General features: G+C 62.6%; 17 protein-coding genes and 4 tRNA genes. 18 read left to right on the top strand and 3 right to left on the bottom strand.

Features of this window, described 5'->3' with window-relative positions:
- Positions 1-21 precede the first annotated feature (21 nt).
- The 5 genes from ychF (at position 22) to FIV34_RS04945 (ending at position 5,396) form a co-directional block, all read left to right on the top strand.
- Positions 22-1,113 (top strand): redox-regulated ATPase YchF, encoded by a 1,092-nt coding sequence (gene ychF, locus FIV34_RS04925; RefSeq protein WP_139980251.1) that lies wholly within the window; start codon positions 22-24, stop codon positions 1,111-1,113.
- A 158-nt stretch (positions 1,114-1,271) separates the two neighbouring features.
- Positions 1,272-2,468 carry an AAA family ATPase gene (locus tag FIV34_RS04930; protein ID WP_139985703.1) on the top strand — a complete coding sequence of 399 codons (1,197 nt, stop codon included), beginning with the start codon at positions 1,272-1,274 and terminating at the stop codon, positions 2,466-2,468.
- A gap of 38 nt (positions 2,469-2,506) precedes the next feature.
- Complete coding sequence (locus FIV34_RS04935) at positions 2,507-3,064, top strand: DUF4276 family protein (RefSeq protein ID WP_246058751.1); 558 nt, start codon at positions 2,507-2,509, stop codon at positions 3,062-3,064.
- 248 nt (positions 3,065-3,312) lie between these two features.
- The gene (locus FIV34_RS04940; RefSeq protein ID WP_139980255.1) at positions 3,313-3,780 is read left to right on the top strand and encodes a MarR family winged helix-turn-helix transcriptional regulator; all 468 of its coding nucleotides are present in this window, start codon (positions 3,313-3,315) and stop codon (positions 3,778-3,780) included.
- A gap of 221 nt (positions 3,781-4,001) precedes the next feature.
- Entirely contained in the window at positions 4,002-5,396 is a 1,395-nt protein-coding gene (locus FIV34_RS04945; RefSeq protein ID WP_139980257.1) for a hypothetical protein, read from the top strand.
- Positions 5,397-5,474: 78 nt separating this feature from the next.
- On the opposite strand, the gene FIV34_RS04950 is transcribed toward FIV34_RS04945, so the two are convergent.
- Genes FIV34_RS04950 through FIV34_RS04960 form a run of 3 tightly spaced genes read right to left on the bottom strand, consistent with a single transcriptional unit; the run spans position 5,475 to position 8,177 of the window.
- Entirely contained in the window at positions 5,475-5,861 is a 387-nt protein-coding gene (locus tag FIV34_RS04950; protein ID WP_139980260.1) for an STAS domain-containing protein, read from the bottom strand.
- Entirely contained in the window at positions 5,858-6,283 is a 426-nt protein-coding gene (locus FIV34_RS04955; RefSeq protein ID WP_139980262.1) for an ATP-binding protein, read from the bottom strand. Before FIV34_RS04955 ends, FIV34_RS04950 begins: the two co-directional genes overlap by 4 nt.
- Complete coding sequence (locus FIV34_RS04960; RefSeq protein ID WP_139980264.1) at positions 6,264-8,177, bottom strand: SpoIIE family protein phosphatase; 1,914 nt, start codon at positions 8,175-8,177, stop codon at positions 6,264-6,266. Before FIV34_RS04960 ends, FIV34_RS04955 begins: the two co-directional genes overlap by 20 nt.
- 103 nt (positions 8,178-8,280) lie before the next feature.
- On the opposite strand from FIV34_RS04960, the gene FIV34_RS04965 reads away from it, so the two are divergent.
- The 13 genes from FIV34_RS04965 to rpoB all read left to right on the top strand — a co-directional run bounded on the left by FIV34_RS04965 (position 8,281) and on the right by rpoB (position 18,655).
- Positions 8,281-8,766 (top strand): acyl-CoA thioesterase, encoded by a 486-nt coding sequence (locus tag FIV34_RS04965; RefSeq protein WP_139980266.1) that lies wholly within the window; start codon positions 8,281-8,283, stop codon positions 8,764-8,766.
- 168 nt (positions 8,767-8,934) lie between these two features.
- Positions 8,935-9,020 (top strand) — tRNA-Tyr (locus FIV34_RS04970).
- Positions 9,021-9,037: 17 nt separating this feature from the next.
- Positions 9,038-9,111 (top strand) — tRNA-Gly (locus tag FIV34_RS04975).
- Between the two features lie 26 nt (positions 9,112-9,137).
- Positions 9,138-9,213: transfer RNA gene (locus FIV34_RS04980), tRNA-Thr, on the top strand.
- A gap of 63 nt (positions 9,214-9,276) precedes the next feature.
- On the top strand, positions 9,277-10,467 hold the full coding sequence (gene tuf, locus FIV34_RS04985) for an elongation factor Tu (RefSeq protein WP_139980268.1): 1,191 nt from the start codon (positions 9,277-9,279) through the stop codon (positions 10,465-10,467).
- A 91-nt stretch (positions 10,468-10,558) separates the two neighbouring features.
- Positions 10,559-10,634, top strand: a tRNA-Trp gene (locus tag FIV34_RS04990).
- Positions 10,635-10,647: 13 nt separating this feature from the next.
- Entirely contained in the window at positions 10,648-11,043 is a 396-nt protein-coding gene (secE, locus tag FIV34_RS04995) for a preprotein translocase subunit SecE (RefSeq protein ID WP_139980270.1), read from the top strand.
- A gap of 8 nt (positions 11,044-11,051) precedes the next feature.
- The gene (nusG, locus tag FIV34_RS05000; RefSeq protein WP_139980272.1) at positions 11,052-11,612 is read left to right on the top strand and encodes a transcription termination/antitermination protein NusG; all 561 of its coding nucleotides are present in this window, start codon (positions 11,052-11,054) and stop codon (positions 11,610-11,612) included.
- 192 nt (positions 11,613-11,804) lie between these two features.
- Entirely contained in the window at positions 11,805-12,233 is a 429-nt protein-coding gene (rplK, locus tag FIV34_RS05005; protein WP_046969514.1) for a 50S ribosomal protein L11, read from the top strand.
- Between the two features lie 3 nt (positions 12,234-12,236).
- Entirely contained in the window at positions 12,237-12,944 is a 708-nt protein-coding gene (gene rplA, locus FIV34_RS05010; RefSeq protein WP_139980274.1) for a 50S ribosomal protein L1, read from the top strand.
- A gap of 338 nt (positions 12,945-13,282) precedes the next feature.
- Positions 13,283-13,810, top strand: coding sequence for a 50S ribosomal protein L10 (gene rplJ / locus FIV34_RS05015; protein WP_139980276.1), 528 nt, complete (start codon positions 13,283-13,285; stop codon positions 13,808-13,810).
- A gap of 49 nt (positions 13,811-13,859) precedes the next feature.
- Positions 13,860-14,231, top strand: a complete 372-nt coding sequence (gene rplL, locus FIV34_RS05020) for a 50S ribosomal protein L7/L12 (RefSeq protein ID WP_139980278.1) — start codon at positions 13,860-13,862, stop codon at positions 14,229-14,231.
- A gap of 251 nt (positions 14,232-14,482) precedes the next feature.
- Positions 14,483-18,655, top strand: coding sequence for a DNA-directed RNA polymerase subunit beta (gene rpoB / locus FIV34_RS05025; RefSeq protein WP_139980280.1), 4,173 nt, complete (start codon positions 14,483-14,485; stop codon positions 18,653-18,655).
- Positions 18,656-18,657 lie beyond the last annotated feature (2 nt).

The following is an 18,657-nucleotide window of genomic DNA, read 5'->3' on the forward strand; positions in this document are numbered from 1 at the left end:
TTACCGGACACAGATTTCGCCATGGGTATCAAATGCGGCATCGTCGGCCTGCCTAACGTCGGCAAGTCCACCCTGTTCAATGCGCTGACCAAGGCGGGCATCGCGTCGGCCAATTTCCCGTTCTGCACCATCGAGCCGAACACCGGCATCGTGCCCGTGCCGGACCCGCGCCTGGACGCGCTCTCGGCGATCGTGAAGCCGCAGCGCATCATCCCGACCACCATGGAATTCGTGGACATCGCCGGCCTCGTCGCTGGTGCCTCGAAGGGTGAAGGCCTGGGCAACAAGTTCCTCGCGCATATCCGCGAAACCGATGCCATCGCGCATGTGGTGCGTTGCTTCGAAGACGGCAACATCATCCACGTCGCCAACAAGGTCGACCCGATCGCCGATATCGAAACCATCGATACCGAGCTGGCGCTGGCCGACCTGGAAGCGGTGCTGAAGGCCCTCGACCGCGCCACCCGTTCGGCCAAGGCCAACGACAAGGACGCGATGGCCCGCAAGCCGGTGCTCGAGAAGCTCGCCAAGGCACTGGACCAGGGCAAGAGCGCCCGCGCCGCCGGCCTCGATGCCGAGGAAAAGGCCCTCGTCCGCGACATGTTCCTGATCACCATGAAGCCGCTGATGTACATCGCCAACGTGGCGGAAGACGGCTTCGAGAACAACCCGCACCTCGACGCCGTGCGCGCCCGCGCCGTGGAAGAGGGTGCCGAGGTGGTGCCGGTGTGCGCCGCCATCGAGGAAGAGCTTTCGCAGATGGACGAGGCCGACCGCGTCGAGTTCCTCGAGAGCATGGGCTTCGACGAGCCGGGCCTGAATCGCGTTATCCGCGCGGGCTACAAGCTGCTTGGCCTGCAGACGTACTTCACCGCCGGCGAGAAGGAAGTCCGCGCCTGGCAGGTCCGCGCGGGCTCCACCGCCCCGCAGGCGGCCGGCGTCATCCACACCGATTTCGAGCGTGGCTTCATCCGCGCGGAGACCGTCGCCTACGACGACTTCATCAAGTACAAGGGCGAGCAGGGCGCGAAGGAAGCCGGCCGGCTCCGGCTGGAAGGCAAGGATTACCTTGTCAAGGAAGGCGATGTGCTGCACTTCCGCTTTAACGTCTGACCCAGAACCCCGCTTCGGCGGGGTTTCTTTTTCACAAGCGTCGCCTGATGATTGCCGCTACGGCACAGGGAGCGCATGTGTCATAACCGGTACGCTGTGTGAACCGCTGGTCGCCTGCCGTGCATGGTCTGGCGGCCTCGCCGAGCTTTGGAGATGTCATGCAGATCGAGTCGATCGCGGTGAAAAACTACCGCCTGTTTCGCGATGCAAAGCTTGAGAATATCCCGCGACTCTGTGTTCTTGTCGGCGCGAACGGCACCGGGAAGTCCACCTTGTTCGATGTCTTCTCGTTTCTGAAAGATGCTTTGTCGATGAATGTCGGGAAGGCTCTGGCTAAGCGTGGTGGATTCAAGGAAGTGGCTAGTCGCGGATTTGCGACAGAGTCGATCGAATTGACACTCCAGTTCCGAATGGAGATAACCGGCAAGGAGCGGCTGGTCACCTACCTCTTGGAAATATCTCCTGGCGTAAACGGCAAGCCGGTCGTCGAGCGAGAGGTCCTTCGCTACAAGCGTGGCGCGTACGGTGCACCTTTTCGTTTCTTGGACTTCACTCGAGGGAAGGGTTACGCCATCACGAACGAGGAGGACTTCTCGAAAACTGACGAAGAGCTCCGGCGCGAAGAGCAGGAGCTGGACGCGCCCGACATTCTCGCTATCAAAGGCCTCGGTCAGTTCGAGCGATTCAAGGCGGCGAGTGCCTTTCGTCTCATGATTGAGAACTGGCATGTCTCAGACTTCCACGTCTCCGAGGCTCGACCCAGTCAAGAGGAGGGATTCGCGGAGCACCTTTCGACTCGTGGTGAGAATTTGCCACTTGTCGCCAATTATTTGTTTGAACATCATCGCGATCGATTTGATCGCGTGTTGCGTGCGATGCGCCGTCGCGTCCCCGGCGTATCGGTGGTTGAACCTAAACAGACTGAAGACGGTAGGCTAGTCCTTCGCTTTCAGGATGGTAGCTTCCGGGACCCGTTTATTGCGCGGCACGTGTCTGACGGGACTATCAAGATGTTCGCCTACTTAGTCCTCTTGAATGATCCCAAGCCGTACCCCCTTCTTGCCGTGGAGGAGCCGGAAAATCAGCTTTACCCAGAATTGTTGCCCGAGCTCGCGGAAGAGTTTCGCGACTACGCTGAACGCGGTGGTCAGGTTTTTATCTCGACGCACTCGCCAGACTTTTTGAATGCCCTCTATCTCAACGAGATCTATTGCTTACGAAAGCAAAGCGGCTTCACGACCGTCTCTCGCGCTACCGATTCTGAGAACCTTCGGGCCTTGAATGATGCTGGCGACCTCCCTGGGTACCTGTGGAAGCAAGGGCTTTTTGAAGGTGTAAACAAGGAAGGTAACTGATGGAGGGGCGGATCGTCTTTCTCGTAGAGGAGCCATCCATGAAGATGCTACTGGATGGAATTCTTCCGCGCATTTTTCCAGGATGGGTAGACCGTGAGCACTTCCAGTGTGTGCCCCACGAGGGAAAATCGGATCTCGACCGAAGCATTCCAAGAAAGCTTGCGAATTGGCGGATTCCGGGTGACCGCTTCGTAATCGTTCGAGACAACGACAACGCCGACTGTCTTGCGGTGAAGGCTCGGTTGGTCGCCCAGTGCGTGAACGCCGGGCGGCCCGATTCGCTAGTCCGGCTCGTTTGTCAGGAGCTCGAAGGTTGGTATCTGGGTGATCTCCGCGCGATGGAGGTAGGGCTCGAATCTCCTGGGCTGGACACTGTGCGTCACAGGAAACGATTTTCTGATCCAGATTCGTGGCAAAAGCCGTCAGTTGAAGTTAAGAGACTGGTGCCTTCCTTTCAAAAGGGTGGGGGCGCTCGTGCGATGGCTGAACATCTCAGTCCTGATGGCAATACGTCGCGAAGTTTTAATGTGTTTGTCGCCGGGTTGCGGGCGTTGGCTCATGAGATGGGGTACGTCGTACCTGAGATGGCTGCATAGCGGAGAGCGCCTCCATGGCTGCTGGACAATGGTAGGGCGGAGGTGTTTGCGTGGGCGAAGTGAATGAAAGCTTCCTGCGGTGCGCCGCCATTGGGCGCGCAAGCGCGTCGTTCGTGTGCCGCCGGGTAAATGGAGCCGGCGAGCGGCGCAATTCGGTTGAGGCCCAGCTGCCATAAGGTTATGTGGACAACGAGATGCGCACAATTGAGTCGCTTGCAATTCAATTTTGCCGACCCTACATTGGGCCTATGAGTGACGATCCGCTTCCGATCGACCTGCAGCCCCCGCGAACCCTCGACGGGCAGCTCTGCTTCGCGCTTTACTCGGCCAACTTGGCAATGGGAAAGGTCTACCGTCAACTGCTGGCGGAGCTCGATCTAACGTATCCTCAGTACCTAGTAATGCTGGTGCTCTGGGAGCGCGATGGCATTACGGTTTCCGAGCTAGGGGAGCGGCTATTCCTCGATTCAGCCACGCTTACGCCCCTGCTTAAGCGCCTCCAGGCCGGTGGCCTCGTGGAACGCAATCGCAGCGCGAAGGATGAGCGACAGGTTATCGTGACGCTGAGCGGCGAGGGTAGGGCATTGCAAGCGAAGGCGAATGCCGTGCCGGCCGGGGTTTTCTGCGCCGCCGGTTGTGACATCGACACGCTGACAAGGCTCAAGGCGGAACTCGAATCTCTGCGCACCAGCCTCGCCGACAATGCAGGACGCTGATCCCCTGTAGGCACATCGTCGGAATTTCTACTTAGGCCAAATGTCTGGAGGCGTCGGTGCCTTCTCCAAGCGCATGATGCGCTTCGCGGCCGAGGGCCTATGCGAGGAAGCCGCACAGATGTCGTCGAAGTCAGCGAGTGCGTTGCGTGAGCGCCCGCTTGTGTCGCTGGCGCGTTTCGCCATCGTTATTTGAGGTTTTGCGGATCTCGTAAGGAGTCGTCATGCGCACTGCCTTCGCCCTACCTCCGGTCATTGCCGCTATTTTCTTGCTTGCCGCATGTTCCCCAGTGGTCACGTACAGGGCCCTCTCTCCGGGGCCGGGGCGGGACATCATTGCCGGCGCATCGGCGGGCACACTACCTAGCAGCGAGCACCTCGCTGATCCGTTGGATGGCGAGTTTGCGTTGGCGCTTCAGGCGTCGGCGATCATGTTTGCCGTTCCGACCAAGCCAGAGCCCGTGGGGGCGCGCCCTGAGGTCAGTGGCGCCGATTTGCTCACTCGCCTCGATGAGGCGGGCGCAACTGGGTGGCAATGTGATGCGCGCACCCCGGCAGCATCAGATGACGGTATGGATAGCTGGCCCTGGGGGCGTTGCTGGGATGGGCTCACGCCCGTAATAAAACCACACCCGGACTTGACTCAAATTTACACAGGGCGTGTCAACTCAGGGTTGAAGCTAGAGTTATCGGGTAGTGAACCCTTCGGCATCACTAGCGTAAAGTCGAGTTGGACGAACGCGGCGAAAGGTATATTTGGCCGTGTCGGCGGTGAGGCTGCAAGTGGGTTCGCGCTAGGTGGCCCCACAGGTGCCGTCATAGCAGTCCTGTTAGGGGAGGGATGGGCGGCCTCCGAACACACAATTTCTCTTTCCCTCAGTCCCGGAGTTCCACGGGCTCCGGCGCCTAACTTTGCCGATCTCGTGGCGACCGGATTCCTGTGCAGCGACGGTGCGGAAAAGCCCTTCCCGCGTGCAACGCCTCAGCTCTTACTCCCCGTTGCGCTTGACACGGATCATTCGTTGCCCGTAGACAGCCATTCAAATGGGGGGACAGTCATTGCTGGCGACACCTCAGCGTGCTGGCATCGATTTCCAAAGTCGGACAAGAAGTACTCAAACGGCGGCTGGCTTTTCAGGTTCGTGGAGCTCAATCCCGCTGTCGATACTTCGCCCCAAGGTTTTCAGCAAGTGGTTCCCCCTGTCTACCGGGGTGGCAGCTCTGAGAACGACAACAAATCGCTTGGGATCGTTGTCATGGGCCAGGGCGGACACTTCGACGGCGACTCCAAAACGGCTTTCTTTCCGGTTTCCGCCTGCCATGCAATGAAGTTACAAATCGTGTGGTGGACGGCGTTACTTGCAGATGCAAATGGCGGTCCGGCCAAGCTGGACTTGGCTGCGTCTAATGTCCGTTCGTTCGGCGTGGTTATCGCCGATCCGCACTACATACAAAAGATGCGCATCGACAAGGGTTCACGCACGATTCTAATCGGCGCGTGTGGCGCGGTCGCTTCGGGAACCGCGCAACTGCCCGCCGAGGACGACGCAGGAGCTGAACTAAGCAAGCAAGTCGAGGCTGTACGTGCTGCGCAAAAGAAATGGGCGGGTGGTGAATAGCGGGGGGTGTCACATCCCGTTATCCGCGCCAATGCTCAGTGCGTGACTCGTGCAGTGGTGTTGCTTAACCCTCGCCAGTCAAGGTAACGGGCCGCCGGCGACCTGCCGCTGGATATGGTCGAGGTACTGGTCGAGCTCGGCGACGTTCGCGAACACTTCCGCCACCGGCACGGCCTTCACGATCTCGAAGACTTTCTTGACCTGCGGCTGCGGGTTGAGCAATAGCGTGCGGGCACCGCGGTCATGCATGTTCCGGCGCAGGAGCGCCAGGCTGCGCAGGCCCGCGCTGCTGATGTAGTCGAGCTGCGAGAGGTCGAGCACCAGCGTGCCGTTGTTCTCGACCATCGGCGTGATATCGCGCAGTGCCTCGTCGAGGTCGGTGAAGGTATTCGCGTCCAGACGCCCTTCGAGCCAGACAGTGCTGCGCTCCGGTGTCGGGCTTTCGCTGCGGACGATGAGGGTCATGGGGAGGGCTCGCCGGACAGGGTGGGGTCAAAGCGGATGACGACACGGTTGCCGTGTGCGTCGCGTGCATACTCGAAATCGCTGGCGATGCTGCGTGCCAGGTGTAGCCCGAGGCCGCCGATATCGCGGTCGGCAAGGTCGCCCGGCAGGTCGGGCGGCTCATGCTCAAGGGGGTTGAACGGTCGGGCGTCGTCGCGAAGTTCAAGCCGCACGGCGTCGATGCGTGCCTCAAGCTTGATCTCGATCGTGCCATGGCGGCCATCGGGGTAGCCGTGCCGCACGGTATTGACCAGCAGCTCCTCCAGCACCAGCCGCACATCCGCGCGGCACGCGTCGTCGATGGACGCGAGATCGAGGGTGGTTTCGGCGTGCTCCAAAGCCTGGAACACGTCTTCCAGGCGATTAGGAATGCACAGCCGCATGGATCCGTGCTCCTTCAGCGTCCGTGTCGTGCCATGTCAGCGCGAGCAGGGCGATATCGTCGTAAGCGGGCGCGCCCGCGGTGTACGCGTCCACGTCTTCCAGCACGCGCTCGACGTACGCCTCCGGGTTGGCGCCGTCATCGACGCGCGCGACGCTGTCGAGCAGTGCGTGCGTGCCGTACAGGCGCTGATTGTCCGCATGGGCTTCGCTGACGCCGTCGGTATACATGAGCAGGGTGTCGCCCCCCAGCAACGTGAGTACGCGTACAGGGTAGCGCGCTTCGCGGTCCAGGCCGAGCGCAGGGCCTGTTTCCACGTCGACAAGGATGGCGCTGCCGCCGGCGTGGAGCACGGGCTGCTCGTGGCCTGCGCTGGCCAGCGAGAGCAGGCCACTTTCCGTTTCGATGACACCGCAGAGCAGGGTGACGAACATGCACGTGTCATTGCCCTTGCACAGCTCGCGGTTGAGCGTGCCGAGGATGTCACTGGGCGAACGCGCATGCGTGGCAATGGTGCGTGCGAGCGTAATGGTGCGGGCCATGAACAGCGCGGCGGGAATGCCTTTGTCCGACACATCGCCAACCATCACGCAGACGTGTTTCGCGCCCAGCGCGAAGTACATGTAGAGATCACCGCCCACGGCGCTGGCGGGACGAAGCGCCGCGTGTACTTCAAGGCGGCCGTCATCGGCCAGCCAGTGGGGATCGGGAATGAGCGCGAGCTGGATCTGCCGCGCGATCTCCAGCTCGCTGGCCATGCGGGCCTGGTCGCGGGCGATGCGCTGGCCGGTTTCGATGTGCCCGGCGAGCTGGCGGCGCATCTGGTCAAACGCGCGCGTGAGCCGGCCGACATCGTCGTTACGCCGGATATCGGGTAGTTCGAAATCGAGGTCGCCGCGTGAGACGTTCTCCGCGCGGTCGGCGAGCACGTTCAGTGGCGCCATGAGCCGGCGGGTGATCACCAGGGTGATGAGAGATACGCCCATCAGGGCGATCATGCCCAGCAGCACGTCCACCAGGTAGGTGCGACGCAGGTCCGCCAGCACCTCGCGCTCGGGCATCGACAGGCCAAAGGTCCAGTGGGTGCCCCTGATCGGCACGAAGTACACCCACACCGGCTCGCTGACCCGCCCGCCTTCCTCCGGGGTGATGCGCACCGGGCTCTGCTGGCGGCTGATCGCCGACAACAGCGGCTTGCTGCCGCGTGTGCCGATGTAGGATTTCCAGTCGTGGGCGAGGAAGTCGCCGTTGGCATCCGCCACGAAGGCGGAGGCGTGTTCCGGCTTGGCCAGTTCGCCCAGGAGCTGCTGCAGCCAGCCCAGGCTGATCGTGGCATCCGCGACGCCGATGACCGGCACGTCCTTGCCCGGGATGGCCACCGAGTAGCCGATCAGGGTCTCGTTGCGGGCCGCGGAGCGGAACGGCGGCTGCCAGCAGCCGTGGTCACAATTCAGCCCGCGGACGAACCAGGTGGTGCTCCAGTAGGGCTCCGGGTCGGAAAGGCGGGTGGTGGCGACAAGGAGGCCGCTGGCGTCGCGCCGGGCGACCGGGGCGTCTTCCGGCCGCAGGTGGTTCACGTCGCGCGGCACGAAGGCCGCGCTGACGTCGATCAGCTCGGGATTGACGGCCAGCACGTCGTGGATGAGCGCCGGGGCCTGGTCGCGACGGCTGCTGAGCAGGCCGGCAACCACCTGGCCCACCTTGGCCACGGAATCGATCCGGCGCTGGATGCGGGTCGCAGCGGCGTCTGAGACGGCGGCCGCCTCGCGCTCGGTCTGGCGCAACATCTGGTCGCGGGTGTGGTTGAGCAGGAGCCCGCCGGTGACGATCAGCACGATGGCCGAGCCCACCAGCACGCCCAGGGCCAGCCGCGAAGCGACGCTGCGAAGGACCATGGGTGGCTCCAGGGGAGGGTTAAGCCGAATTTATGCCTGCCGGGGCGCCGCGACAAGCGGGCAGGGCGCCATAATGTGCATTGATTCCCAGCAAGGTTAGGGCATGCCCGGCACCCAGCGAGACGTTGAATTCCGATTCCTGGCGCAACCCACCGATGTGAATTTCGGTGGCAAGGTCCACGGCGGCATGGTGATGAAGTGGATCGACCAGGCCGGCTACGCGTGTGCGGTGGGCTGGAGCGGGGCGTATTGCGTCACCGTTTCCGTGAGCGGCATCCAGTTCCTGGCGCCGATCCTGATTGGCGACCTGGTCACCGTGAGGGCGCGCCTGATCCACACCGGCACCTCCAGCATGCACCTCGCCGTGGACGTGCTGGCGCGCGATCTCCGCAGCGGTGAGCCGCGCCTGGCCACCAGCTGCGTCATGGTGTTCGTGGCGATGGACAAGCCCGATGGCGGCAAGCCCACGCCGGTGCCGCCGTGGCAGCCGGTGGAAGAGCGCGACCTGCGCCTGCAGGAATACGCACTCAAGCTCATGGAAATGTCCCGCGCGATGGAGCCGCTGGTGCAGAAAACCCGGGAAATTTAAGCGCAGAGGTTCACATTGGCCCAAGGGGCGTGTATGCTTCGCGGCCCCCTGCCAGCGACCCGTACTGGTGGGGTGTCCGGGCTCTCCAGGCCGCCATCGCATGTGTTTTCAGCGTGCGGAAGTTGTTGACAGTTTCTGGGGTGCTCGCGACAATAGGCGTTCTTTGTTGGAGGAATACCCAAGCGGCCAACGGGGGCAGACTGTAAATCTGCTGGCTTACGCCTTCGGTGGTTCGAATCCACCTTCCTCCACCATACGAGTTCCGCGTAGTGCGGGAGTAGTTCAATGGTAGAACTTCAGCCTTCCAAGCTGATTGTGCGGGTTCGATTCCCGTCTCCCGCTCCATTGAACCTCCGGACACTGCGTCAGTTGCTCATGTAGCTCAGTCGGTAGAGCACTTCCTTGGTAAGGAAGAGGTCGCTGGTTCGATTCCAGTCATGAGCACCATCCTCGTCGTTCGCGGCGGTTCCTTTTTTCTTTTTTATTTGACTCCAGCGGAGTTTAGGGCTCATGGCAAAGGGTAAGTTCGAGCGTAAGAAGCCGCACGTCAACGTCGGCACCATCGGTCACGTCGATCACGGCAAGACCACGCTGACTGCTGCGCTGACCAAGATCGGCGCCGAGCGTTTTGGTGGCGAGTTCAAGGACTACGGTTCGATCGACGCAGCGCCGGAAGAGAAGGCGCGCGGCATCACGATCTCGACCGCCCACGTGGAATATGAATCGCCGACCCGTCACTACGGTCACGTCGATTGCCCGGGCCATGCTGACTACGTCAAGAACATGATCACCGGTGCCGCCCAGATGGACGGCGCGATCCTGGTGTGCTCGGCCGCTGACGGCCCGATGCCGCAGACCCGCGAGCACATCCTGCTCTCGCGTCAGGTCGGCGTGCCGTACATCGTCGTGTTCCTGAACAAGGCCGACATGGTCGACGACGCCGAGCTCCTGGAGCTCGTCGAAATGGAAGTGCGCGAACTGCTCTCGAAGTACGAGTTCCCGGGCGACGACACCCCGATCATCGCGGGTTCGGCGCGTCTGGCCCTCGACGGCGACCAGTCGGACATCGGCGTGCCGGCGATCATCAAGCTGGTCGACGCGCTCGACAGCTGGATCCCGGAGCCGGAGCGTGACATCGACAAGCCGTTCCTGCTGCCGGTCGAAGACGTGTTCTCGATCTCGGGCCGCGGTACGGTCCTGACCGGTCGCGTTGAGCGCGGTATCGTCAAGGTCGGCGATCCGGCCGAAGTGGTTGGCCTGAAGGCCACCCAGAACACGACGGTCACCGGCGTGGAAATGTTCCGCAAGCTGCTCGACCAGGGTCAGGCCGGTGACAACGTCGGCGTGCTGGTCCGTGGCCTGAAGCGTGAAGACGTCGAGCGTGGCCAGGTCCTGGCCAAGCCGGGCACCGTGACCCCGCACACCGAGTTCGAAGGTGAGATCTACGTCCTGTCGAAGGACGAAGGCGGCCGTCACACCCCGTTCTTCAGCAACTACCGTCCGCAGTTCTACTTCCGTACCACGGACGTGACGGGCTCCATCAAGCTTCCGGAAGGCACCGAGATGGTGATGCCGGGCGACAACGTGAAGATCTCGGTGACCCTGGGCTTCCCGATCGCCATGGACGAAGGCCTGCGCTTTGCTATCCGCGAAGGTGGCCGCACCGTCGGCGCCGGCGTCGTGGCGAAGATCACCAAGTAAGATAAGTGATGCCGCCCCCTCTGGGGCGGCACCCTGTCGCGGGGCGGTCGGTCGCTGATCGTCCGCCCTCGCGGTTTAACCGGTTTACTGTACGCCAGTAGCTCAATTGGCAGAGCAGCGGTCTCCAAAACCGCAGGTTGGGGGTTCGAGTCCCTCCTGGCGTGCCACTTTCGAGCGCGCATGAACACGAAGGCACAAGACGCCAAGGGCGCGAGCCCGGCCGACATCGGTAAGCTGCTGCTTGCCTTCATCGTGCTCGCAGCCGGCATCGCCGGCTTCTACTATTTCGCCGATAACCCGAACGTGCCCTCTTTCGTGCGCGGGCTGGGTGTTATCGTCGCCGTGGCCGCGGCCATGGCGATCGGCGCCTTTACGGCTCCGGGCCGTAAACTGCGTGGTTTCCTGTCGGAATCGCAGTTCGAGTTGCGCAAGGTCGTTTGGCCGTCGCGCGACGAAACGCTGAAGACCACTGGTATCATCATCGTGGTCGTCATCATTCTTTCGCTGCTGATGGGCCTCATCGACTGGTTGCTTAAGTCGCTGGTGCTCGATTGGCTGCTAAAACTCGGACATTGAGGTAAGGCATGAGCAAGCGCTGGTACGTCGTTCACGCCTATTCGGGTTTCGAACAGCAGGTTCGCAAGGCCCTGACCGAGCGCGTTGTGCGCGAGGGCATGGAAGAGAAGTTCGGTGAGATCCTGGTTCCGACCGAGGAAGTCATCGAAATGCGCGGCGGCCAGAAGCGTCGCAGCGAGCGCAAGTTCTTCCCCGGTTACGTCCTGGTCCAGATCGAGACCGATACGAGCGGCAAGACCCCGCGTATCGACGACGAATGCTGGCATCTGGTCAAGGAAACCCCGAAGGTCATGGGTTTCATCGGCGGCACCGCCGACCGTCCGCATCCGATCCGCGATACCGAGGCCGAGGCCATCCTCAGCCGCGTGCGCGAGGGTGTCGAGAAGCCCCGCCCGAAGGTCCTTTTCGAGCCGGGCGAGATGGTCCGCGTCACCGACGGTCCGTTCAACGACTTCAACGGCGTCGTCGAGGAAGTGAACTACGAGAAGAGCCGCCTGCGCGTCGCGGTGCTCATCTTCGGTCGTTCCACCCCGGTTGAGCTGGAGTTCGGCCAGGTCGAAAAGGCTTAAGGGCGGCGGAAGCCACCCGCTGCGGCACGGGGTTTGCATAGCCCGCGTGACGCGCCTATAATGCCCGGTTCACGCTGGAGCCTTGTGCTCCGGCGTGCCCGCGTTTAAGGAGTTCGCAAGCGCGAACCTAACCACCCAGGGATGGCCAACAGCGAGGAGCCGCAAGGCGCCAGCACTCGCGAGGAAGTAAAAATGGCAAAGAAAGTAATTGGTTACATCAAATTGCAGGTGAAGGCCGGTCAGGCCAACCCGTCGCCGCCGGTGGGTCCCGCCCTCGGTCAGCGCGGCCTGAACATCATGGAGTTCTGCAAGGCGTTCAATGCCGCCACGCAGAAGCTCGAGCCGGGTCTCCCGATCCCGGTCGTGATCACGGCCTACTCGGACCGTACCTTCACCTTCATCACGAAGACCCCGCCGGCCTCGATCCTCCTCAAGAAGATCACGGGCGTGGCCAAGGGTTCGCCGAAGCCGAACACCGACAAGGTGGGCAAGGTCACCCGCGCCCAGCTCGAGGAAATCGCGAAGCAGAAGGAGCCGGATCTCACGGCTGCTGATCTCGATGCCGCCGTGCGTACCATCGCCGGCAGCGCGCGTTCCATGGGTCTGGTGGTAGAGGGTTAAGACATGGCAAAGATCACCAAGCGTATGAAGGCCGCTTCGGCCGCCGTCCAGCCGGGCAAGACCTACGGCCTCGACGAAGCCCTGAAGATCGTCAAGGACAACGCCAAGGCCAAGTTCGCCGAATCCGTGGACGTCTCCGTCCGCCTCGGCATCGACGCCAAGAAGTCCGACCAGGGTGTCCGCGGTTCCTCGCTGCTGCCGCACGGCACCGGCAAGACCGTTCGCGTCGCCGTGTTCGTGCCGCCGGGCGAAAAGGCTGACGCCGCGCTCGCCGCTGGCGCCGACGCCGTCGGTATGGACGACCTCGCCGAGAAGATGGCGGCGGGCGACCTGAACTACGGCCGCGTCATTGCGACCCCGGACGCCATGCGCGTCGTCGGTAAGCTCGGCCAGGTGCTCGGTCCCCGTGGCCTGATGCCGAACCCGAAGGACGGCTCGGTCACCGCTGACGTCGCCACGGCCGTGAAGAACGCCAAGGCTGGCCAGGTGAAGTTCCGTAACGACAAGGGCGGCATCATCCACGCCACCATCGGCAAGGCCAGCTTCGACGCTGCCCAGCTGGCGGACAACCTGAACACCCTGATCGGCGACCTGCTCAAGGCCAAGCCGTCGGCTGCGAAGGGTCAGTACATCCAGAAGGTGTCGCTGTCGAGCACCATGGGCGTGGGCGTGCCGGTCGATACCTCGACCGTGAACACCTCGGCCAAGTAATCAGTGTTACGACCCCCACCGGCTTGCCGGTGGGGGCACGTTTTTGAGGGCAGCCAGGTTGAAATGCCCGGCAGCCGTCAAAGACCGCAGGCGCGATCAGCGCGCGATGGCGACGAGCAGGGAGCTCGTGTTGGCAAGGAATCGCCGTCATCGTTAGCGGGTTCGCTTAATCGGGTCTCAAGGCCCAGCCGGCGTAGATGGTGCAGCCCCTTCTGGATTCGTTTCGAACCTGGAATGGCCACCACCCCCGGGACGTAGCCCGTCCCCGACGTCAGGATGATGTCGCCCAGGACCGCAAGCGGCAGGAGTCGTAAGCGGAATTTAATTGGAGGAGTGCAATGGCTCTCAATCTTTCTCAGAAGCAAGAAGTAGTCGCAGAGCTCGCTGAGGTTGCCGCGAAGGCACACTCCTTGGTTGCTGCCGAATACGCAGGCACCACGGTCTCTCAGATGACCGCGATGCGCAAGAAGGCCCGCGAGTCGGGCGTGTTCCTGAAAGTTGTCAAGAACACGCTTGCTGCCCGCGCTGTGGCTGGTACCGAATTCGAGGTCGTCGCTGACGCCCTGACCGGTCCGCTGCTTTACGCTTTCTCGACCGAGGAACCGGGCGCCGCTGGCCGCCTGATCAAGGAATTCGCGAAGACCAACGACAAGCTCAAGCCGAAGGTCGTTTCCATCGAAGGCAAGCTGTTCGACGCCAAGCACGTCGACGTGCTGGCCTCGCTGCCGACCCGCGAAGAAGCCCTGGCCATGCTGGCCCGCGTGCTTTCCGAGCCGGTCACGATGTTCGCGCGCGCCATCAAGGCCGTGGCGGACAAGCAGGGTGGTGGCGAAGAAGTTGCCGCCGAAGCCCCGGCTGAAGCCTGATCTCGCTGACTCTTTTCTCATCGAAACCCATTTCAGAAGGTAAGAAACAATGTCCACCCTGACCACCGAACAGATCGTTGAAGCCATCAAGGCCAAGTCCCTGACGGAAATCATGGAACTGGTGAAGTCGATCGAAGACACCTTCGGCGTCTCCGCTGCTGCCCCGGTTGCCGCTGCCGCTGCTGCCGGCCCGGCCGCTGCTGCTGAAGAGCAGACCGAGTTCGACGTCATCCTCAAGTCCGCCGGCGACAAGAAGGTCGACGTGATCAAGGCCGTCCGCGCCATCACCGGCCTGGGCCTGAAGGAAGCGAAGGACCTCACCGAAGCCGGTGGCGTCGTGAAGGAAGCTGCTTCGAAGGAAGACGCTGCGAAGTTCAAGAAGGACCTCGAAGCTGCCGGCGCCACGGTCGAACTCAAGTAATTGGCGCCTTGCGCGCAACGAGTTTGACTTAGCGTCAAGCCAGGCCTGGGGGCGTAAGCCCCCGGGCTTTGCCCGTTCCAGATGGTCCCGTTCCAAAGATCGTCCCCGTTCCACCCTGTCGGAAATGGGACATCGCGATTCGAGAGCCGCCTCCACCGGGCTCCGCGGTTCGAATCCCGATCTCCGATTTTCGATTCACCTTTAGCCGGCCCCAGAGCGCCGGCACTACCAAGACCGAGGCGGTAACACTCATGACCTACTCGTTTACCGAGAAGAAGCGCATCCGCAAGGACTTCGGCAAGCGGCCCCCCGTGCTGGGCGTGCCCAACCTGCTGACGATCCAGACCGACTCGTACAAGGAATTCCTCCAGGAGCACACCAACCCGAAGGCGCGTGAGGAAAAAGGCCTCCACGCTGCCCTCAAGTCGGTGTTCCCGATCTCCAGCTACTCCGGCAATGCCGCGCTGGAATACGTCGATTATCGCCTCGGCGAGCCGGCGTTCGACGAACGCGAGTGCCGCAACCGCGGCATGACCTTCGGTGCGCCGCTGCGCGCCACCGTGCGCCTGGTCATCTATGACAAGGACAGCCCGGCGTCGAAGAAGGCCGTGAAGTACGTGAAGGAGCAGGAAGTCTACATGGGCGAAATTCCGCTCATGACCGACACCGGCACCTTCATCATCAACGGTACCGAGCGCGTCATCGTCTCGCAGCTGCACCGTTCGCCGGGCGTGTTCTTCGACCACGACCGCGGCAAGACCCACAGCTCGGGCAAGCTGCTGTTCTCCGCGCGCGTCATTCCTTACCGTGGTTCGTGGCTCGATTTCGAGTTCGACCCGAAGGATGCGCTGTTCACGCGTATCGACCGTCGCCGCAAGCTGCCGGTGACCGTGCTCCTGCGCGCGCTGGGCTACAACAACGAAGAGATGCTCTCCATCTTCTTCGAGCACAACGTGTTCCACCTGGGCAAGAAGGGCACCGTCACGCTGGATCTCGTCGCCGAGCGCCTGCGTGGTGAAACCCTCTCGTTCGACCTGATGATCGACGGCAACGTGCTGGTGGAAGCCGGCAAGCGCATCACTGCGCGCCACGTTCGCCAGCTCGCCAACGAGAAGATCGCCACGCTCGAAGTGCCGGACGACTACCCGGTCGGCCGCATCGTCGCCATCGACATGATCGACAAGGACACCGGTGAAGTCATCGCCGCTGCCAATGACGAGCTGACGCTGGAACACCTCGAGCACTTCCGCAAGGCCGGTATCGAAACCGTGCCGACGCTGTACGTGAACGACCTCGACCGCGGTGCGTACATTTCCAACACGCTGCGCATCGACAACACGCGCACGCAGCTGGAAGCCCTGGTCGAAATCTACCGCATGATGCGTCCGGGCGAGCCGCCGACCAAGGATGCCGCGCAGAACCTGTTCTTCAACCTGTTCTTCACCTTCGACCGCTACGACCTGTCGGGCGTGGGCCGCATGAAGTTCAACCGCCGCGTCGGCCGCAAGGACGTCGTGGGCCCGGGCGTGCTCTACGATCACAAGTACTTCAGCGAGCGCAAGGAAGAAGAGTCGCAGCGCCTGGTCGCCCAGCAGGGTGAAACCTCGGACGTCCTCGACGTGCTGCGCGTGCTCATCGATATCCGCAACGGCATCGGAACGGTCGACGATATCGACCATCTCGGTAACCGTCGCGTGCGTTCGGTCGGCGAAATGGCGGAAAACACCTTCCGCATCGGTCTCGTCCGTGTCGAGCGCGCCGTGCGCGAGCGCCTGTCGCTGGCCGAGTCCGAGGGCCTGACCCCGCAGGAACTGATCAACGCCAAGCCGGTCGCGGCGGCGGTGAAGGAGTTCTTCGGTTCGTCGCAGCTCTCGCAGTTCATGGATCAGAACAACCCGCTGTCCGAAGTGACCCACAAGCGCCGCGTGTCGGCGCTCGGACCGGGCGGCCTGACCCGTGAGCGCGCTGGCTTCGAAGTCCGCGACGTGCACCCGACCCATTACGGCCGCGTCTGCACCATCGAAACGCCGGAAGGCCCGAACATCGGCCTGATCAACTCGCTGGCCGTGTACGCCCGCACCAACGCTTATGGCTTCCTCGAGACGCCGTACCGCAAGGTCGAGAACGGTAAGGTTACCGACAAGGTCGATTACCTCTCCGCCATCGAAGAGGGCGACCACGTCATCGCGCAGGCGAACTCGCCGCTGTCGAAGGAAGGCAAGTTCCTCGAAGACTTCGTGTCCTGCCGCTTCCGTGGTGAGTCCGAGCTGCGTCCGTCGCCCGAGATCAACTACATGGACGTTTCGCCCATGCAGACCGTCTCGGTCGCCGCCGCGCTCGTTCCGTTCCTGGAGCACGATGACGCGAACCGCGCACTCATGGGCGCGAACATGCAGCGCCAGGCCGTCCCGACGCTGCGCAGCCAGAAGCCGCTGGTGGGCACGGGCATCGAGCGCGCCGTGGCGCGTGACTCGGGCGTCACCGTGGCCGCCAAGCGCGGTGGTGTCATCGACCAGGTCGATGCCGCCCGTATCGTCGTGCGCGTCAACGAAGTCGAAGTCGGCGACGATGATGCCGGCGTCGATATCTACACGCTGACCAAGTACACCCGCTCCAACCAGAACACCAACCTCAACCAGCGTCCGCTGGTGAACGTCGGTGACGTGGTGGCCGTGGGCGACACGCTGGCCGACGGTTCGTCGACCGACCTGGGCGAGCTCGCGCTCGGCCAGAACATGCTCGTCGCCTTCATGCCGTGGAACGGCTACAACTTCGAAGACTCGATCCTCATCTCCGAGCGCGTCGTGCAGGAAGATCGTTACACCTCGATCCACATCGAGGAAATGACCTGCATCGCCCGTGACACGAAGCTGGGCGCCGAAGAAATCACCGCTGACATCCCGAACGTGGGTGAGTCGGCGCTGGCTCGCCTCGACGAGTCCGGCATCGTCTACATCGGTGCGGAAGTGAAGGCCGGCGACATCCTGGTGGGCAAGGTCACGCCGAAGGGCGAAAGCCAGCTCACCCCGGAAGAGAAGCTGCTTCGCGCCATCTTCGGCGAGAAGGCCTCGGACGTGAAGGACAGCTCGCTGCGCGTGCCCCCGGGCATGGACGGCAATGTCATCGACGTGCAGGTCTTCACCCGCGACGGCATCGAGAAGGACAAGCGCGCCAAGCAGATCGAAGAGACCGAACTGAAGCGTATCCGCAAGGATCTCGACGACCAGTTCCGCATCCTCGAAGGCGCCATCTACGCCCGTATGCGTTCGCAGCTGGTGGGCAAGACCGCGATGAGCGGTCCGGCCGGCCTCAAGCGTGGCGCGGTCATCGATGATGCTTACCTGGGCGGCCTGAAGAAGGACGACTGGTTCAAGATCAACGTCAAGGAAGAGGAAGTCTCCGAGTTCATCGAGCGCGCGGCCGAACAGGTCCGTCGCCACAAGGAGAACTTCGAGAAGCGCTTCAAGGAGAAGCAGGGCAAGATCACCCAGGGCGACGATCTCGCGCCGGGCGTGCTCAAGATGGTCAAGGTGTACCTGGCCGTCAAGCGCCGCATCCAGCCGGGCGACAAGATGGCAGGCCGCCACGGTAACAAGGGTGTGGTCTCCATGATCGTGCCGGTCGAGGACATGCCGTTCTCGGCGGACGGCCGTCCGGTCGACATCTGCCTGAACCCGCTGGGCGTGCCTTCGCGTATGAACATCGGTCAGATTCTCGAGGTCCATCTGGGCTGGGCCGCCAAGGGCCTGGGCCACAAGATCTCGGCCATGATCGAAGCCAACGAGAAGCCAGCCAAGCTGCGCGAGTTCCTCGACGAGGTCTACAACCACGGTAACGCCGGTGCGGAAGGTGCGGTGCGCCACGTCGACCTCAAGTCGATGTCGGATGCCGAGATCGTCCAGCTGGCCGACAACCTGCGCGACGGCGTCCCGATGGCCACCCCGGTCTTCGACGGTGCTGAAGAAACCGAAATCAAGCACATGCTGAAGCTCGCCGACCTGCCGGAATCCGGCCAGACGGTGCTCTTCGACGGCCGTACCGGCGAGGCGTTCGATCGCCCGGTCACCGTGGGCTACATGCACATGCTCAAGCTGAACCATCTCGTCGACGACAAGATGCATGCGCGTTCCACCGGTCCGTACTCGCTCGTTACCCAGCAGCCGCTGGGCGGCAAGGCGCAGTTCGGCGGCCAGCGCTTCGGCGAAATGGAAGTCTGGGCGCTGGAAGCTTACGGCGCGGCGTACACCCTGCAGGAAATGCTGACGGTCAAGTCGGATGACGTGCAGGGCCGCAACCAGATGTACAAGAACATCGTCGACGGCAACCACGAAATGGCTGCGGGCATGCCGGAATCCTTCAACGTTCTCGTGAAGGAAATCCGCTCGCTCGGTATCGACATCGAGCTCGAAGAGCTCCACAAGTGATC

Origin of the sequence: Luteibacter pinisoli (assembly GCF_006385595.1) — a bacterium.
Lineage (GTDB): Bacteria > Pseudomonadota > Gammaproteobacteria > Xanthomonadales > Rhodanobacteraceae > Luteibacter > Luteibacter pinisoli.

Excerpts from the sequence above, each read along its gene's own strand:
- ychF (WP_139980251.1), top strand. The coding sequence starts at position 22 with ATGGGTATCAAATGCGGCATCGTCGGCCTGCCTAACGTCGGCAAGTCC.
- FIV34_RS04930 (WP_139985703.1), top strand. The coding sequence starts at position 1,272 with ATGCAGATCGAGTCGATCGCGGTGAAAAACTACCGCCTGTTTCGCGAT.
- FIV34_RS04935 (WP_246058751.1), top strand. The coding sequence starts at position 2,507 with ATGAAGATGCTACTGGATGGAATTCTTCCGCGCATTTTTCCAGGATGG.
- FIV34_RS04940 (WP_139980255.1), top strand. The coding sequence starts at position 3,313 with ATGAGTGACGATCCGCTTCCGATCGACCTGCAGCCCCCGCGAACCCTC.
- FIV34_RS04945 (WP_139980257.1), top strand. The coding sequence starts at position 4,002 with ATGCGCACTGCCTTCGCCCTACCTCCGGTCATTGCCGCTATTTTCTTG.
- FIV34_RS04950 (WP_139980260.1), bottom strand. The coding sequence starts at position 5,861 with ATGACCCTCATCGTCCGCAGCGAAAGCCCGACACCGGAGCGCAGCACT.
- FIV34_RS04955 (WP_139980262.1), bottom strand. The coding sequence starts at position 6,283 with ATGCGGCTGTGCATTCCTAATCGCCTGGAAGACGTGTTCCAGGCTTTG.
- FIV34_RS04960 (WP_139980264.1), bottom strand. The coding sequence starts at position 8,177 with ATGGTCCTTCGCAGCGTCGCTTCGCGGCTGGCCCTGGGCGTGCTGGTG.
- FIV34_RS04965 (WP_139980266.1), top strand. The coding sequence starts at position 8,281 with ATGCCCGGCACCCAGCGAGACGTTGAATTCCGATTCCTGGCGCAACCC.
- tuf (WP_139980268.1), top strand. The coding sequence starts at position 9,277 with ATGGCAAAGGGTAAGTTCGAGCGTAAGAAGCCGCACGTCAACGTCGGC.
- secE (WP_139980270.1), top strand. The coding sequence starts at position 10,648 with ATGAACACGAAGGCACAAGACGCCAAGGGCGCGAGCCCGGCCGACATC.
- nusG (WP_139980272.1), top strand. The coding sequence starts at position 11,052 with ATGAGCAAGCGCTGGTACGTCGTTCACGCCTATTCGGGTTTCGAACAG.
- rplK (WP_046969514.1), top strand. The coding sequence starts at position 11,805 with ATGGCAAAGAAAGTAATTGGTTACATCAAATTGCAGGTGAAGGCCGGT.
- rplA (WP_139980274.1), top strand. The coding sequence starts at position 12,237 with ATGGCAAAGATCACCAAGCGTATGAAGGCCGCTTCGGCCGCCGTCCAG.
- rplJ (WP_139980276.1), top strand. The coding sequence starts at position 13,283 with ATGGCTCTCAATCTTTCTCAGAAGCAAGAAGTAGTCGCAGAGCTCGCT.
- rplL (WP_139980278.1), top strand. The coding sequence starts at position 13,860 with ATGTCCACCCTGACCACCGAACAGATCGTTGAAGCCATCAAGGCCAAG.
- rpoB (WP_139980280.1), top strand. The coding sequence starts at position 14,483 with ATGACCTACTCGTTTACCGAGAAGAAGCGCATCCGCAAGGACTTCGGC.